Origin of the sequence: Paenibacillus rhizovicinus (assembly GCF_010365285.1) — a bacterium.
GTDB lineage: Bacteria > Bacillota > Bacilli > Paenibacillales > Paenibacillaceae > Paenibacillus_Z > Paenibacillus_Z rhizovicinus.
Window position 1 is genome coordinate 6,486,199 of record NZ_CP048286.1, and the last position, 16,432, is coordinate 6,502,630.

General features: G+C 54.6%; 13 protein-coding genes. 9 read left to right on the plus strand and 4 right to left on the minus strand.

From position 1 onward, the window contains the following. Positions 1-258: 258 nt before the first annotated feature. The 3 genes from GZH47_RS28980 (at position 259) to purT (ending at position 5,167) form a co-directional block, all read left to right on the plus strand. Positions 259-2,040: an ABC transporter ATP-binding protein gene (locus GZH47_RS28980; protein ID WP_162644478.1), complete on the plus strand. Its 1,782-nt coding sequence runs from the start codon at positions 259-261 to the stop codon at positions 2,038-2,040. Next, the gene (locus GZH47_RS28985; RefSeq protein ID WP_225446258.1) at positions 2,037-3,869 is read left to right on the plus strand and encodes an ABC transporter ATP-binding protein; all 1,833 of its coding nucleotides are present in this window, start codon (positions 2,037-2,039) and stop codon (positions 3,867-3,869) included. The genes GZH47_RS28980 and GZH47_RS28985 overlap by 4 nt, the downstream gene beginning before the upstream one ends. Positions 3,870-3,988: 119 nt before the next feature. Next, positions 3,989-5,167 (plus strand): formate-dependent phosphoribosylglycinamide formyltransferase, encoded by a 1,179-nt coding sequence (purT, locus tag GZH47_RS28990; protein WP_162644480.1) that lies wholly within the window; start codon positions 3,989-3,991, stop codon positions 5,165-5,167. 547 nt (positions 5,168-5,714) lie between these two features. On the opposite strand, the gene GZH47_RS28995 is transcribed toward purT, so the two are convergent. Then, positions 5,715-5,864, minus strand: a complete 150-nt coding sequence (locus tag GZH47_RS28995; protein ID WP_162644482.1) for a hypothetical protein — start codon at positions 5,862-5,864, stop codon at positions 5,715-5,717. Between GZH47_RS28995 and GZH47_RS29000 the strand changes: the two genes are divergently transcribed. The 5 genes from GZH47_RS29000 (at position 5,863) to gyrA (ending at position 13,255) form a co-directional block, all read left to right on the plus strand. Then, a complete protein-coding gene (locus GZH47_RS29000) occupies positions 5,863-6,690 on the plus strand; it encodes a GDSL-type esterase/lipase family protein (RefSeq protein WP_162644484.1) in 828 nt (275 codons plus the stop codon). The genes GZH47_RS28995 and GZH47_RS29000 overlap by 2 nt on opposite strands. Before the next feature lie 11 nt (positions 6,691-6,701). Then, complete coding sequence (locus GZH47_RS29005; RefSeq protein ID WP_225446259.1) at positions 6,702-7,670, plus strand: ABC transporter ATP-binding protein; 969 nt, start codon at positions 6,702-6,704, stop codon at positions 7,668-7,670. Further along, positions 7,663-8,649: an ABC transporter permease gene (locus GZH47_RS29010; protein WP_162644486.1), complete on the plus strand. Its 987-nt coding sequence runs from the start codon at positions 7,663-7,665 to the stop codon at positions 8,647-8,649. Before GZH47_RS29005 ends, GZH47_RS29010 begins: the two co-directional genes overlap by 8 nt. A 153-nt stretch (positions 8,650-8,802) precedes the next feature. Continuing rightward, the gene (parE, locus tag GZH47_RS29015; RefSeq protein WP_162644488.1) at positions 8,803-10,776 is read left to right on the plus strand and encodes a DNA topoisomerase IV subunit B; all 1,974 of its coding nucleotides are present in this window, start codon (positions 8,803-8,805) and stop codon (positions 10,774-10,776) included. 22 nt (positions 10,777-10,798) lie between these two features. Next, positions 10,799-13,255 carry a DNA gyrase subunit A gene (gene gyrA, locus GZH47_RS29020; RefSeq protein ID WP_162644490.1) on the plus strand — a complete coding sequence of 819 codons (2,457 nt, stop codon included), beginning with the start codon at positions 10,799-10,801 and terminating at the stop codon, positions 13,253-13,255. A 32-nt stretch (positions 13,256-13,287) separates the two neighbouring features. Here gyrA and GZH47_RS33920 read toward each other — a convergent pair whose 3' ends face one another. Next, complete coding sequence (locus tag GZH47_RS33920) at positions 13,288-13,455, minus strand: hypothetical protein (RefSeq protein ID WP_192043557.1); 168 nt, start codon at positions 13,453-13,455, stop codon at positions 13,288-13,290. Between the two features lie 300 nt (positions 13,456-13,755). Between GZH47_RS33920 and GZH47_RS29025 the strand changes: the two genes are divergently transcribed. After that, positions 13,756-14,163 (plus strand): MarR family winged helix-turn-helix transcriptional regulator, encoded by a 408-nt coding sequence (locus tag GZH47_RS29025; RefSeq protein ID WP_162645499.1) that lies wholly within the window; start codon positions 13,756-13,758, stop codon positions 14,161-14,163. 104 nt (positions 14,164-14,267) lie between these two features. On the opposite strand, the gene GZH47_RS29030 is transcribed toward GZH47_RS29025, so the two are convergent. Both GZH47_RS29030 and GZH47_RS29035 read right to left on the minus strand, forming a co-directional pair. Beyond that, positions 14,268-15,677: a CapA family protein gene (locus tag GZH47_RS29030; protein ID WP_225446260.1), complete on the minus strand. Its 1,410-nt coding sequence runs from the start codon at positions 15,675-15,677 to the stop codon at positions 14,268-14,270. Then, entirely contained in the window at positions 15,677-16,432 is a 756-nt protein-coding gene (locus tag GZH47_RS29035) for an RluA family pseudouridine synthase (protein ID WP_162644492.1), read from the minus strand. The genes GZH47_RS29030 and GZH47_RS29035 overlap by 1 nt, the downstream gene beginning before the upstream one ends.

Consider the following 16,432-nt stretch of genomic DNA (forward strand, 5'->3'; position numbering starts at 1 on the left):
CGGAGGAATATGCCCTTATTTGCCACGATTTGAGACGATATCGAAGAATACCCCCTTACTTTTGAGCAGGATGGAAGCGCAAGCGAATTTTGTCAACTATATGCCCCCGCACTCTGTTTGCCGTACCGGACTCATGCTGTTAATATTCAGTCATATCAAGAAGAAACGGCCGTAACCTGCAGTAACGGCGCGCTTCGTTTCTTCCTAAATCAGCTTCAACACAGTTGCACAAACCAGCACAGGGAGAGGGTTACCCAATTGGAAGTCTTCAAACAGCTTAAACCGTATTACTGGGTCGAACGCAAGAATTTAATCGCTTCGATCGCTTTCATGATTTGCGCAACCGCGCTCGGACTCGTATATCCGAACTTGCTTCGCTACCTTATCGACAAGATCATCGTTCCCCAAAACTTTACGTGGGTGCCAGGGTTATCGCTCGCTGTTGTAGGGGTCGTATTCATTAAAGGCAGTTTCGCGTTCCTGTCCGGTTTATTCGGCGGCCGGTTGGGTAACCGGGTAGCGTTCCGATTGCGGAATGCCTGCTACGAGAAACTTCAATCGCTCTCTTTTCAGTATTACGATACGGCGAAAACCGGCGATTTGATGTCTAGGTTGACGGCGGATCTCGAGGCGGTTCGGAACTTTATCGGCTTCGGTTTCGCGCAAATTCTGAACTTGTTCCTGATGGTTATCTTCGGAGCGACGATGATGTTCTCGATTCATTGGCAGCTGACGCTGATCACGCTGTGCACGATGCCGTTCCTCGTCTTTACCGCAACGCGATTCGAGCGGAAGATTCATCCGGCTTTCCGCGAAATGCGGCAGGCGATGAGTAATCTGACCACGGCGGTTCAGGAGAACATTACCGGCGTTCGGACCGTGAAATCTTTCGCCCGCGAATCGTTCGAAATGGATAAATTCTCCAAACGGAGCGAATCGTACAAAGCCAACCAGATCGGCGCATCGAGCCTCTGGGGCCGCTACTTCCCGATCATGGAACTGCTGGCGAGCATGTGCGTCGTCATTCTGGTCGTCGCAGGCGGCAGGCTCGTCATCAACCAGTCCATTACGCTCGGCGAGATGGTTGCCTTCTACAGCATGCTCTGGTATATCATCGGCCCGATGTGGAACATCGGGTTCCAAATCAACAACTATACGCAGGCCAAAGCTTCCGGCGAACGCCTGCTCGGGCTGTTCAATGAGTATGTACACGTGAAAGACAACGAGCATGCCATCGTGCTGGACGAGAGCAAGGTTAAAGGTCATGTTGAGTTTCGTAACGTCACGTTCAACTACGTGGATAAAGCGCCGGCCTTAACGGATGTCAATATCGACGCGAAGCCCGGCATGGTTATCGGTTTGCTCGGAGCGACCGGCGCGGGCAAGTCGACGATCATTCAGCTGTTGATGCGCGCTTATAATGTCAAATCCGGCACCATTACGCTCGACGGGGTCGATATCCGCGACCTGTCGCTGGAAAGCCTGCGCAGCCAAATTGCCATCGTGTTTCAAGAGACGTTCTTGTTCTCATGTTCCATCCGCGACAATATCGCCTACGGCATCAACGGCGTAACGATGGAGCAGATCATCCATGCCTCCAAGCTTGCAAAAGCGCATGATTTCATCATGGAGCTCCCGGAAGGCTACGACACCGTTGTAGGCGAGCGCGGCATGGGCCTCTCCGGCGGTCAGAAGCAGCGGATCGCGATCGCCAGGGCGCTGATCAAGAACCCTCGCATCCTGATCCTCGATGATGCGACGAGCGCCGTCGATATGGAAACCGAGCATGAGATTCAAGCCGGTTTCAAAGAAGTTATGGCTGGCCGCACGACGTTCATCATCGCGCATCGGATTTCGTCCCTTCGCCATGCGGATGAAATCATCGTATTGGAAGAAGGGCATGTCAAGCAGCGCGGAACGCATGATCAGCTGGTAAACGTGCAGGGACGTTACCGGGATACGTACGACATTCAATATGCCGACCGTCCTTTAACCGCTGAAGAAATCATCGCAAGAGTGGAAAGAGGGGTCGTACAGTGAGCGAGCAAGAGCAGCAAAAGCCCCGCGGCGCGCAGGAAAGATTCATCTACAAGGATGACGATGCGATCGAAAAGCCGTTTAACTGGGCGCAAATAAGCCGATTGTTTACGTATATGAAGCCATACCGCAGGCAATTGCTGCCGGTCATCATCGTCATGATGGTGCTCGGCACCGCAACCCGGCTCGCGATTCCCGCCTTGTTCATCAAGGCGATCGACGATGCGATCCAGCCAAAAGACGGCGCACCTAGCATGCACAAGCTGTACATGTATGCCGGCACGATGCTGGTGCTTTATATTATTCAATGGGCAGCTAACACGTACCGGATTCGCTATACGAATATGATCGGCCAGCAGGTGATTTACGATTTGCGGCATGATTTGTTCAGGCATATCCAGAAGCTGTCGTTCCGATTCTTCGACAAACGTCCTGCGGGCTCCGTGCTCGTGCGGGTAACGAACGACGTTAACGCGCTTCAGGATCTGTTCACGAACGGCGTCGTCAACTTGCTGATGGACTGTATCCAATTGGTCGGTATCGTCATCATCCTGCTCGTCTGGAACTTCAAACTCGGTCTTGCCATTATGATTACCGTGCCGCTGATGTTCGCCGTATCGACGGCGCTTCGCAAGCGCATCCGGTTCGCATGGCAGGATGTGCGGATGAAGCAATCCCGCATTAACGCGCACTTGAACGAAAGCATTCAAGGCATGCGCGTCACGCAGCTCTATACGCAGGAAAAAGCGAATTTCAGCTTCTTCCAGCATATCAACAGCGTCAATATTAAAGCATGGAACAAGGCGTCGGCGCTTAACCAGGCGTTCGGCCCGATTATCGAGGTCACGTCCGCAGTCGGCACGCTTATCCTGTTCTGGTACGGTTCGCATATGATCATGACCGGCGCGATTACCGTCGGCGTGCTTGTCGGGTTCGCCAACTATGTCGGCAACTTCTGGGATCCGATTAACCGCCTGGGCCAGATGTATGCGCAGCTGCTAATCGCAATGGCATCATCGGAACGTATTTTCGAGTTTATCGACGAAGAGCCGACCGTCGGCGAGCTGACGCAAGCCGATCAACTGCCGCGTATTTACGGTGACGTTCATTTCCAGAATATCGTCTTCGAATACGAGAAAGGGCGCCCCGCGCTCAAGGGCATCGATCTCCATGTCCAAGGGGGCGAAACGATCGCGCTCGTCGGTCATACGGGATCGGGGAAAAGCACGATCATGAATCTGCTCTGCCGGTTCTACGATCCTGTTGAAGGGGCCGTGAAGATCGACGGCATCGATATTCGCACGGTCAGCTTGGAAAGCCTTCGCTCGCAGGTTGGCGTCGTGCTGCAGGATACGTTCATTTTCTCGGGTACGATCCGGGAAAATATCCGCTTCGGCCGCTTGGATGCGACGGACGACGAAATCGTCAAGGCGGCTACGGCCGTCGACGCGCATGATTTCATCATGAATTTGCCGGACGGGTACGATACGGAAGTGCAAGAGCGAGGCAACATCCTGTCCATGGGACAGCGCCAGCTGCTTTCCTTCGCCCGTGCGCTGCTGGCCGATCCGCGCGTGCTCATTCTAGACGAAGCGACGGCGAGCATCGATACCGAAACCGAGCTGAAGATTCAAGAGGCGCTCAAGAAGCTGCTTAAAGGCCGGACCTCGTTTATCGTCGCCCACCGGTTGTCGACGATCCGTAACGCCGATCGCATCGTCGTGCTGGATCATGGTCAGATCGTCGAGCAGGGCACGCATGACGAGTTAATTCGACACAAAGGCACCTATAACGGCTTAATTGAAGCGCAGTACCGCTTTTTATCGGCATAATTCTTGATTTTTCGGGACAGAACCTCCACAATGGAAGAAAATACGCGGCTTGCAGAGACTTCGGACGTAACGTTCCCGGCTCTGCGGCATGCGATCTTCCCTGGGAGGTTCTTTCTGTTATGTATGGTTCGCCGTTTTCTCCAACTGCCCGTAAAATCATGCTGCTCGGCTCCGGCGAGCTCGGCAAAGAAGTCATCATCGAGGCTCAACGTCTGGGCATTGAAACGATTGCCGTCGACCGCTACGAGAACGCGCCTGCGATGCAGGTTGCACACCGCTCTTATGTCATCGACATGCTGGATGCCGACGCGCTTCGCGAGTTGATTCTGAAAGAAACGCCCGATTTGATCGTGCCCGAGATCGAAGCGATCGCAACGAGCGCGCTTGTCGAGCTGGAACAGGAAGGCTGGGGTGTAATTCCGACTGCCCGCGCCGCATTGCTGACGATGGACCGCGAGGGTATTCGCCGTCTAGCGGCTGAAACGCTCGGTTTGCCTACCGCGCCGTACCGGTTCGCCGATACGCTGGACGAGCTGAAAGCTGCCGTGGCGGAACTGGGCACGCCTTGCGTCATCAAGCCGATCATGAGCTCCTCCGGCAAAGGTCAGAGCGTGTGCAAAACCGAAGGCGATGCCGAAGCCTGCTGGCAGTACGCCATGGATGGCGGCCGCGCGAAGAAGCAGCGCGTAATCGTGGAAGGCTTCATTCGTTTCGAATCGGAAATTACGCTGCTGACGGTGCGTTCCGTTTCAGGCACATCGTTCTGCGCGCCGATCGGTCATGTGCAGAAGGACGGCGACTACATTGAATCGTGGCAGCCGCATGAAATGACGCAGCAGCAGATTGCCGAAGCGGAAGCGATTGCCCGCGCAGTAACGGACGAGCTGGGCGGTTACGGAATTTATGGCGTAGAATTGTTCCTGACCAAGGACGGCGTCTTGTTCAGCGAAGTTTCCCCGCGTCCGCACGATACCGGCATGGTAACGATGGCGACGCAGGATCTGTCGGAATTCGCGCTGCACGCGCGCGCGATCTTGGGCTTCCCAATCCCGACCATCCGTCTGCTCTCGCCCGGTGCAACGTATACGCTTAAAGCGGACCGCGACTCGGAAGCGTTCCAAATCGATGGATTGGCACATGCGCTATCGGTGCCGAATACACAAGTCCGCGTCTTCGGCAAACCAGTCACAAAGCCAGGCCGCCGCATGGCCGTCGCACTAAGCACGGCCGACGACACCGAACAGGCCCGCGCGCTAGCCAAACAAGCCGCGCAATCACTAACAATTCGTTACGAATAGACCATCCATGTTTAACGAGCATGACCCGAACGGCAGTTTCTCGAAAGAGGAAAGGCCGCGGGCATGCTTTTTTCTTTGCAATCGGGAGATATCCGCCGGCTTCGGATGGATGAATTTGCAAATTGAAGCCGAAAGGATTACTTTAATTAGACAAGAAAGGATGAATTCCAAACGTATCCGATCTTCAAAGTGATGTGAAGCAAGAAGGCAAAGTGAAAGTGTAACCGCAAGCGGACGAAAACGAGCCACCAACCAGCAACTTCAAAGACGGCCCAGCAGCAAGCATGCAAAATTCCGGGTCCAGGGACGGAGTCCAAGGGTTCCCCTTAGGCAAGGTTGTAAACGAAGGCACCAAGTAAAGAAAGAACGCAAACTAAAAGTGTGTCCGCATGCGGACGAAAACGAGCCACCAACCAAAGCAACTTCGAAGACGGCCCAGCAGCAGGCACGCAAATTCCGGGTCCAGGGACGGAGTCCCCGGGGTCCCCCTAAGGCAAGCGGGATTTAGGGGGTTGTGAAACGCCTTTAAATTATCTTTAAAACGCCTTTAAATTGCTTTTAAACCGCCTTTAAAATGTTTAAGAAATATTTTTAAACCAATAGTTAACCCTTTTAAAGTATAGGTAACTAAGAAAGCATTCAGGTTTATATATTTGAAAAAAATTAAAATGATAAAATGAGGAGCGACCAGCACCATGAGAACGTTATCCTCCGGAAACCTATGGAAAATAATCGGATTATCGGCCGTGTTGTCGACGGTGCTGCTTCTAGCGGGCTTCGGCTATGCCGTGAAAGATATGCTTTATCCGAAAGGGGAGTCCTTTGCGGGCAGCGAAAGCTTTCCCGCGCTTCCGGCGAGCAGCAAACTGAGCGAGGCCAAGGAAATTTCCGTAACGGCCATTGGCGACTCGCTGACGAAAGGAACGGGCGACGCTTCGGGAGAAGGTTACGTCAAACAGGTCATCACCCTGCTGAAGAAGAAGTATCCGGATACGTCTGTCCGTTTGAATAACAACCTGGCGATCAACGGGTTAAAGGCCGATCGTCTCGCGCAGCTGCTGGCGACGGATAAAGGCTATCGATATGCGCTGATGCAGGCGAACGTCATCCTGTTCACGATCGGCGGCAACGACTTGTTCCAAATCGCCGCAGGGCAAAGCGCCAGCAATTCGACGGGCGACTTGGATTTAAACAAACTGAAAGCGGAGCTTCCGAAAGGGCTGCAGCAATTGGACAAAATCACGAAGCTGCTTCACGGAATCAATCCGAATGCGCATATCGTTTACGTAGGCCTGTACAATCCGTTTTACGATATTCCGGATTTCCGCTCAGGCTCGCTGCAGATCCAGAGCTGGAACGAGCAAGCTTACGCGCTGCTTCACCGGTATACGAACATGACGATGGTGCCGACGTTCGATTTGTTCGAGAACACGATCAGCCGGTACTTGTCATCCGATCATTTTCACCCGAATCATAATGGCTATGTGCAGATCGCGGCACGCATAGTGCAGTCGCTGGAATAGGAGGGCATGCGATGAACAGGACGATGAATGACGAGATCGTATTATCCGTCAAAGAGGTCAGTAAACAAATCGGCGGCAAACCGATTATCAAGAACGTAACGTTCGATGTGCGCGGCGGCGAGATTTTTGGCTTTCTCGGCCCGAACGGAGCGGGCAAAACGACGACGATTCGCATGTTGGTCGATCTCATTAAACCGACTTCCGGCGAAATTACGATCTGCGGCGAAGACATTCGGCGCAATCCGGAAGCCGCGCTTCGGCACGTCGGCTGCATCGTTGAAAATCCGGAAGCTTATTCCTTCATGTCCGGCTGGGAGAATCTCGAACATTTCGCGCGGATGCAGCGGGGCATCGACAAAGCGCGGATCGAGGAAGTCGTGCGCATCGTCGGTCTGGACAATCGGATCCATGATAAGGTGAAGACCTTTTCCCTCGGCATGCGGCAGCGGCTCGGCATCGCGCAGGCGCTGCTTGGCAGGCCGAAGCTGCTCATTCTCGACGAACCGACGAACGGCCTGGATCCCAAAGGCATCAAGGAATTACGGGAATTCGTCCGCATGCTGGCCGATGAGGGCATGAGTTTGTTTATCTCCAGCCACTTGTTGAGCGAAATCCAGCTCATGTGCGACCGCGTCGCCATTATCAGCCGCGGCGAAGTGCTCGCCGTCGGTACCGTGGACGAGCTCATTCATGACGCAGGCAATTATGTCGTCTGGCAGTTCGAGCAGCCCGATGCAGGAAGACGGCTTCTGGCCGGAGAAAAAGATGTTCATCTCGTCGAGGATGACGAGCATCGCATCGACGAGGGCATTCTAGCCGGCCTGAAGGATGCGCAAATCACGACAATGAATCAAGACCGCATTTCGGCGCTGGTCGAGAAGGCAGTTCGCGCCGGAATAGGCGTCATAGCCGTACAGCGAATCGCGCCGACGCTGGAAGAGCTGTTTTTGCGGATGACGGAGGGTGAAGCCATTGGATAGATTGCTGCCGCTCATACAGAACGAGACGCTAAAGATATGGAAGAAGAAACGGTTTTTCGTCATTATCGCCGTACTGATGATTCTGATCCCGATCTTCACGTACGCGCAGATGAAAATCTCCCAGACGAACAAGCAGCATTTCAAGGACTGGCGCAATCAGCTGGTCCAGCAAATCAACGAATACCAGAACATGCTCTCCAGCGACCGGATTCCGGACGAGTGGAAGCGCTCGCGCAGAATCGCGGTGCAGCAGCTGCAGTACTATCTGGATCACAACGTCAATCCGAATTCGCCGGACGGCGTAACGTTTACGCGCAGCTTCATGTCGAACGCGGTTACCTTGTTCTTTCCGCTGCTCGTCCTGTCCATTGCATCCGATCTCGTCTCGGGTGAACGAACCGCGGGTACGATCAAAATGCTGCTGACAAGGCCTGTTCGACGGTGGAAAATACTGCTCAGCAAACTCGTTGCGCTTACGCTGTACGTTTCATTAACCGTTGTGGTCAGCGCCGTTCTCTGTTATCTTATATCAGGCGCGGTGTTCGGCTACGAGGGGTGGAACATACCTGTGTTTACAGGTTTCGTGATTCAAGGTTCCTCCATCGAAAGCAGCTTGGTCCATGCGGTGCCTCAATGGCTCTACTTAATGATGGAAGCGGGCTTGATCTGGGTATCTTCCATGACCGTGGCTTTAATGGCCTTAATGGTGTCCGTGCTCGTTCGCAGCACGGCCGCGAGCATCGTGACCATGATGGCGGCCGTCATCTCGGGCACGATATTATCCAGCATGTCTTCCTCGTGGCACAGCGCCAAATTCATCTTCTCCGTTAATTTGCAGCTGACCGATTATTTGGCTGGCTCGCCGCCGCCGATCACGGGCATGACGCTCGGTTTCTCGCTGTTCGTACTGGCGCTATGGGCCGTCGGTTCCCTTGCCGTTTCGTTCTCCGTCTTTACGAAACAGGACATCATGAATTAGAATAGCTTGATGTGAGGAACGATGGGCGGAACGATGGGCGTTATGAATAAACAGATTAAACGTATTTTAAATTAATGCTTTCGATGCGATTTTTCAGCTCGCGCAGAAGCTATTCCAAGATGTTATCGCAAAAAAAATTTTAGGAGGCTCTCTATGACTGATCAGCTGGATCTGATTGCGGGCGAGAAAAATTCGGCTGCCGGCAACTACGACGCGGATGACATTCAGGTGCTGGAAGGGTTGACCGCCGTCCGCAAACGCCCTGGGATGTATATCGGGAGCACGAGCACCTCGGGTCTTCATCATCTAGTCTGGGAAATCGTCGATAATGCGGTCGATGAGCATCTGGCCAAATTTTGTTCCGCAATCGACGTCTCGATCAACGGGGACGGTTCGGTAACCGTGCGCGACAACGGCCGGGGCATTCCGACGGGCATGCATAAAACCGGCATTCCGACGCCGCAGGTCGTCTTCACGATCCTGCACGCGGGCGGTAAATTCGGCGGCGGCGGATATAAGAAATCCGGCGGTTTGCACGGCGTGGGCGCTTCGGTTACGAACGCGTTGTCGGAGTGGCTGGAAGTGGAGATTTACCGCGACGGGAAGATACATAAACAGCGTTTTGAATATTGGGTGGACAAGAACGGCAAAGAGCATGTCGGCGAGCCGGTGACCGGCTTGGAAATCATCGGGAATACGAACCGCACGGGAACGAAGATTACGTTCAAGCCCGATTCCCGCGTTTTCCACGGCAACATTTCCATCAACTACGACACGCTCTCGGAACGGCTGCAGGAAATCGCGTTTCTGAATTCCGGCTTGAAAGTTAACGTGAAGGACAGCCGAGGCGGCAAAGAAGATCAATATTATTACGAGGGCGGCGCGAGGCAGTTCGTGCAGTTCCTGAACGAAGACAAAACCGTGCTGCACGACGTCATTCATTTTTCCGGCGAACGCGACGATATCGAAGTCGAAGTGGCGCTGCAATACAACGACGGTTATACCGAAACGATGGCCTCATTCGTAAACGCCATTCCGACAAGGGGCGGCGGCACGCACGAAACCGGCTTCAAAACGGCGTACACGCGCGTCATGAACGACTATGCACGGAAGAACGCCTTGTTGAAAGAGAAAGACAAGAACCTCGACGGCAACGATTTGCGCGAAGGCATGATGGCCGTTATCAATATTAAAATGGCGGACGTGGAATTCGTCGGCCAGACGAAGGATCAACTGGGCAGCTCGTCGGCCAGAAGCGCCGTCGATGCGATCGTTTCCGAGAAAATGCAAGTTTTCCTGGAAGAGAACCCGCAAGTGGCGCAATCGCTGTTGAAGAAGGCGATTCAAGCCTCGAGAGCGCGCGAAGCGGCGCGCAAGGCCCGCGACGAAATTCGCAGCGGCAAGAAGAAGAGCGAGAGCTCCAATCTGAACGGCAAGCTTTCGCCCGCGCAGTCCAAGGACGTCTCGCGGACGGAATTATTCATCGTCGAAGGCGATTCCGCCGGCGGATCGGCGAAGCAAGGACGCGATTCCAAATACCAAGCCATTCTTCCGCTCAAAGGCAAGCCGATGAACCCGGAGAAGGCGAAGCTGCTCGATATCTTGAAGAATGACGAATATAAGGCGGTTATTGCGGCGATCGGTTCCGGCATCGGTCCTGAATTCGACGCAGAATCGTGTAACTATAGCAAAATCATCATCATGACGGATGCGGATACCGACGGCGCGCACATTCAAGTGCTGCTGCTGACGTTCTTTTACCGCTACATGAAGCCGTTGATCGACTCCGGCCGCGTCTTCATCGCGCAGCCGCCGCTATACAAGATCACGCGCAAATCCGGCAAGCTGGAAACCGTTCGTTATGCATGGTCGGACGAGCAGCTGCAGAACTATTTGAAGGAGTTCGGCAAAAACTTCGAGCTTCAGCGCTATAAAGGACTAGGCGAGATGAATCCGGAACAGCTGTGGGAAACGACGATGAACCAGGAAACCCGTACGCTTCTGCAAGTGCAGATCGAAGATGCCGCGAAAGCGGAACGACGCGTTTCCACGCTGATGGGCGATAAGGTCGATCCGCGCAAACGGTGGATCGTGGAGAACGTCGACTTTACGGAGTACGAGGAATAATAAGCTTAAGGAGAGTATCGGCATGAGTATGCTGGAACAATTTTTACCGGCGTTCCTGGAAGAGGTCGTAGGCGACCGATTCGGACGCTATTCCAAATACATCATTCAAGACCGCGCCATTCCCGACGTTCGCGACGGGCTTAAGCCGGTGCAGCGGCGTATCTTGTACGCCATGTATGATGCGGGCAACACCCCGGACAAAGGGTATCGCAAGTCCGCCAAGACCGTTGGGGATGTCATGGGCAACTATCATCCCCACGGAGATTCGTCCATCTACGAAGGCATGGTCCGTATGGCACAGCCTTGGAAAATGGCGCATATGCTCATTGACGGCCACGGCAACTGGGGCTCGATCGATGACGACCCGGCCGCGGCGATGCGGTATACGGAAGCTCGGCTGTCGCCGATCGCGATGGAGCTTCTTCGCGACATCGAGAAACGAACGGTCTTGTTCAAAGATAATTTCGATAACACGACGAAAGAACCGGTCGTCCTGCCGTCCCGTTATCCGAACCTGCTGGTTAACGGCGTAAGCGGCATTTCGTCCGGGTTTGCAACGGAAATCCCGCCTCATAACCTTCGGGAAGTCATCAATGCGTGCATGGCGATGATGGACAATCCGGAGATCGAGCTCGAACAGCTGATGACGATCGTGAAGGGGCCGGATTTCCCGACAGGCGGTCTCATTATGGGCGAAGACGGCATCCGCGATGCGTATCAAACCGGCAAGGGACGGATCTATCACCGCTCCAAGACGGAAATCGAGGAACTTAAGGGCGGCCGCCAGCAGCTCGTGATTACGGAAATTCCGTTTCAGGTCGTCAAATCCCGTCTCGTTACCGCGATGGAGAACATCCGGATCGAGAAGAAGGTGGAAGGCATCGCGGAAGTGCGCGACGAAAGCGGCCGGAACGGACTGCGCATCGTCGTGGAATTGAAGAAAGAAGCTGACGCGCCGGGGATCTTGGCGTATTTGCTGAAAAAAACCGATCTGCAGGTTGCCTATAACTTCAACATGGTCGCGATCGTTAACAAGGCGCCGCAGCAATTAGGACTCAAAGCCATTCTAAGCGCCTATATCGCGCATCAGAAAGAAGTCGTCACTCTCCGCTCGCGATATGAGCTGGAGAAAGCGGAAGACCGTGCACATGTGCTGGAAGGGCTTGCGAAGGCACTTAACATATTGGACGAGGTCATCGCCGCGATCAAAGCATCGAAGAACCGCCAAGACGCGCAGAACAACCTCGTAGCGAAGTTCGGATTCTCCGAACGCCAAGCGGATGCCATTCTGACGCTGCAATTGTACCGGCTGACGAATTTGGAGATTACATCCATCGAGAAAGAGCTCAAGGATATTCAGAAGAAAATCGCTTACCTTCGTTCGATTCTGGACAGCGAGAAGAAACTGATCGGCGTCATTAAGGACGAGCTGACGGAAATCCGCGAGAAATACGGCATTGACCGCCGCGCCGATATCCAAAGCGAAGTGGAAGAGCTGAAAGTGAACCTGGAGGTCATCGTCGCGGCGGAAGACGTATTCGTTACGCTTAGCCAAGACGGGTACATCAAGCGCACGTCAAAGCTGTCGTTCACAAGATCGGGCGGCGAGCTGGCAAGCGCCGGCGTCAAGGACGGCGACGTCATCCGCACGCTGCTCGACGTGAATACGATCGACCAGCTGCTGCTGTTCACGCGCAAAGGCCAGTATTACCAGCTGCCGGTCCATCTCATTCCGGAGTTCAAATGGAAGGATACCGGGACCGCGGTCGTAAACGTCGTGCCGATGCCGAAGGACGACAGCATCATCAGCGTGATGCCGATCAAAGATTTCGAGGCGCCGGGCAAAACGCTTGTCTTCGTAACAAAACGCGGTCAAGTGAAGCGTTCCGAATTGAAAGACTACAAATCTTCCCGTTCAACGGCTATAGCCGCCGTTAAGGTGGCCGACGGGGATGAAGTGCTGCGCGTCATTCCGAGCGATAATGCGAAGGAACTGCTGCTCGTGACGAAGACGGGCATGAGCATCCGGTTCGCGGAGAGCGAAGTGAACACGATGGGGCGCGTCGCGGCAGGCGTACGCGGCATCGCGCTTCGCGAAGACGATGAAATCGTTGCCGCGGAAATGGTCAGTGGGGATGAAGGCGAAATTCTGGTCATGACTGATCTGGGCTTCGCGAAACGTTCCTTGCTGCTTGATTATCCCGTACAGGGAAGAGGCGGCAAAGGGGTAGCCACCTTCGAATTCAAGGAAGGCAAGCGCGTGCGTCCGAACGGCGAGCGTCTGATCGGCGGTTTATTGTGCAAAGAAGAACGGGAGCTTGTCCTGCTGTCTTCGTCGGGCGCATCATTCGAGGCTTCGACCGAGAAAGCGCCGATCGAGGACCGCAAATCGACCGGACGCGCGATATTGCCAGTCGATAAGAAAGACGGTCTCGTCGCGCTGTTCGTCCGGGCGGATTTGCAGCAGCATACGGATTGATTGATTCGCTCGAAGATCCAGCAGAAGCCGTCTTAGTCAAACGGCTGATGCGGGGATTCGCGTTGTTCCATCAGTTCCATCATCAATTCAAGCACGACCCACAATGGTGCCGGTTCATCGAGCCGCTCAAGCCATTGCGGGTCTTTTTTTATGCCGAGACGGCTTAATCTGCCCAATAACTCCAGCTTGCGGTCGTCCATATGCGTTCACGCTCCTGTTCGATGTTTCGAGCCGGTACAACAGCCTATACCTCCAATGTATGTCTAAAGCTGTCAAATGGTTCTCTTTTGCCTCGATTAAGCGGACAAAATATTAACTGCATTAACCTTAAATTCGACAACCGCTCATGGTATAATAAGGTATAACAAGGTGAAACGGCTGTCGCGGTTATTCTGGTGGCGAAGCGTGTTTCATTCCGTAGAAATATAAGCTTATCTATAAGTCGGACAACTTATAGCGTCTTATATTTGCAAAAATCGGACAGAAAGCAGGTGATGGTCATCGTTTCTGCGGAATTTGCCCGGCTGTGGATGAAGATGACGAAGGAATGGAAGACGCATCTGGAGGATGAATTGGCTCCGAACTTAACGGAAGGTCAACTGGTCGTATTGGAGCTGCTGATGCAGCATCAGCCGATGAAGCCGTCGGATTTGCTAGCTTACTTGACGACGACGCCTGCGGCGATCACGACGCTGCTCGACCGCATGGAGCGCGGCGGTCTCGTGGTGAGGAAACGCGACGAGAGCGACAGGCGGATCGTCTGGGTTACGGTGACGGAGAAAGGAATGACGGAAGTCGTTCGAGGCGTTTCCATCCGTGACGCATACATAACCGAAGCACTTGACCGGATTTCCTTGCACAATCAGCAATTGCTCGTCTATTTGCTTGGCAAAGTCGCAAATTCATGATCCATCCCGCAAGGAAGGTTTACCGAGAACGAGAATGAGACCAACACAACTGGAATGAAGATAACAAACCGCCCATCCGTATCGGATGGGCGGTTTGTCGTCGCTTATGGAGCGGCATGCAGTTGAACCGGCTTGCTATGCATGGATTCGATTCGTTTCGAAACCGTCGCGTACGTCGTCTTCAGCTTGCCGTAATCGGCCGCGCTCAATTCGGGGAACGCTTTGGTCTTGGAAGCGAGCGCGTTCGCGATCGGAACGACCTCGTAGTGGCTGAGACCCTTGACGGACGTTCGATGCACCCAAGTGGGGATCGCTTTGACATTGCCGATCGTCGTAACGCCGCGTTCCTTATGAATGCCCACCTTATAGATGACGCCGAAGTCCTTCGTATTGCCGCGTTGATTCGAAATGAAATTACCCATGGAATAAATGATGAGTCCTTTACGAACGGAACCGTCCGGGTTCGTTACTTCGGCGAATTCGTATGGCTGTACGACATGCGGATGGGAACCGGCGATAATGTCGGCTCCGGCCGCGACGAGATCGCGCGCGAGCTTCGTCTGCGCTTCGTTCGGCGCCGTTTGGTATTCCGTGCCGAAATGAAGGACGACCGTAATGAAGTCCGCGCCAGCCGCTTTCAACCGGCCGATATCTTGAATGATCGCCTGCTCGTCAATCAGGGACACGGCATAAGGCTGCGTCTTGGGCAGCGGAATGCCGTTCGTCCCATACGTATAAGCCAACAGTCCCATGGAGATTCCGGCATGCTTCTCGATCGTAATCTGATCGGCTTCCCATTGGGAACGGGCAGTGCCTTTCGTCACGAAGCCAAGCTTCTTCAGCTTCGCGAGCGTCATCGAAATCCCTTGCGCGCCGCGGTCCATCGCGTGATTATTCGCGTTCGTGACCGTCGTAAAGCCCGCGTACTTCAGCGCATCGCCCAGCTCCGGAGGCGCGTTGAAACGGGGAAAACCGGAAAGTCCGAGGGCTTTGCCGGCGATCGGCGTTTCAAGGTTGGCCAGCGACCAATCGCCTTGTTCGATGATCGGCTTCACCGAAGCGAAGAACGGCTTGAAATCGTAGGTAGCCGTTTTCTCGTCGTACGCACCCGGAAGCTGGGGCGAATGCATCATAATATCGCCTACCGCGATCAGCGTCGCGTCATGCGTTCCTTCATCCGCGGGAGGCTGCGTGCTGTCATCGCTTGGCTGCTGGCCGTTCTGACTGCCGCTCTGCTGATCGTTGCCGGCAGACGGAACGTCTGTGTCCGTGTCCGTGTCCGCATTGCTGTCTCCGGGCTGGGCCGGATTCTGCTGGTCCTCATTCGCCGGATCGGCCGGATCCGAGCTCGGCGCCTGCTGGTCGTTTCCGCCCTGCGGCTGATTATCGCTGTCCGCGGTCTGATCCGGAGCGACGGGATCAAGCTTCGGCTGCGTCGCGCACCCGTTCAGGAGCGCGAGCAGGAGCAGTCCGGGGAGGAGCCATCGCATGCGTTTCGCGCTTAGGCGGTTCATCAGCCCATACCTCCTTGTCGATCGAACGTATGCAGTGCACGGGTGAAGTGCTGCTCGTCAAAACGGTTCCAAGGCTCGGAGGCCGGCGGCTGCGCAACGATCGTCAGCCATTCTTTCGTGACGGGATGCGCGACGCCGATGGAGATCGACCATAACGCGATATCTTGTTCGCCTTGCACGGGCGGCGCGCCGTATTTGCGATCATAGACGAGCGGACAGCCGATGGCTGCCATCTGCGCCCGGATCTGATGCGACCGGCCGGTCAGCAGCTTAACCGCGATTAACGAGTAGGGTCCATGCTTCTCAACAACGGAATACTCGAGAATCGCTTCCTTGGCGTCCGGAACCGGCTTGTCGTGAACGGTCACGATATTCCGTGCGGCATCCTTGCGCAGGAAATGCCGCAGGCGGCCGGAAAGGGCCGAAGGAACGCCGTGAACGACGGCAAGGTATGTTTTGTCAAAGTTACGGCTGCGAACGGACTCCGACAGCCTGGAGGCCGCTTTGGACGTCTTGGCGAAGAGCATCGCGCCGCCGACGGGACGGTCAAGACGATGGACAAGCCCGACATAGACATTGCCGGGCTTGTTGTATCGTTCCTTTAGATCGTCCTTCAGCAGCGTTACCATATCCGCTTCGCCGGTATCGTCGGCTTGCGAGAGAATGCCGGGCGGCTTTACGACGGCGAGCAAATGATTGTCCTCGTAAAGCACGGGCAGCACAGGAGCAGGAATGGACCCGCCGCTGCCGGTCAT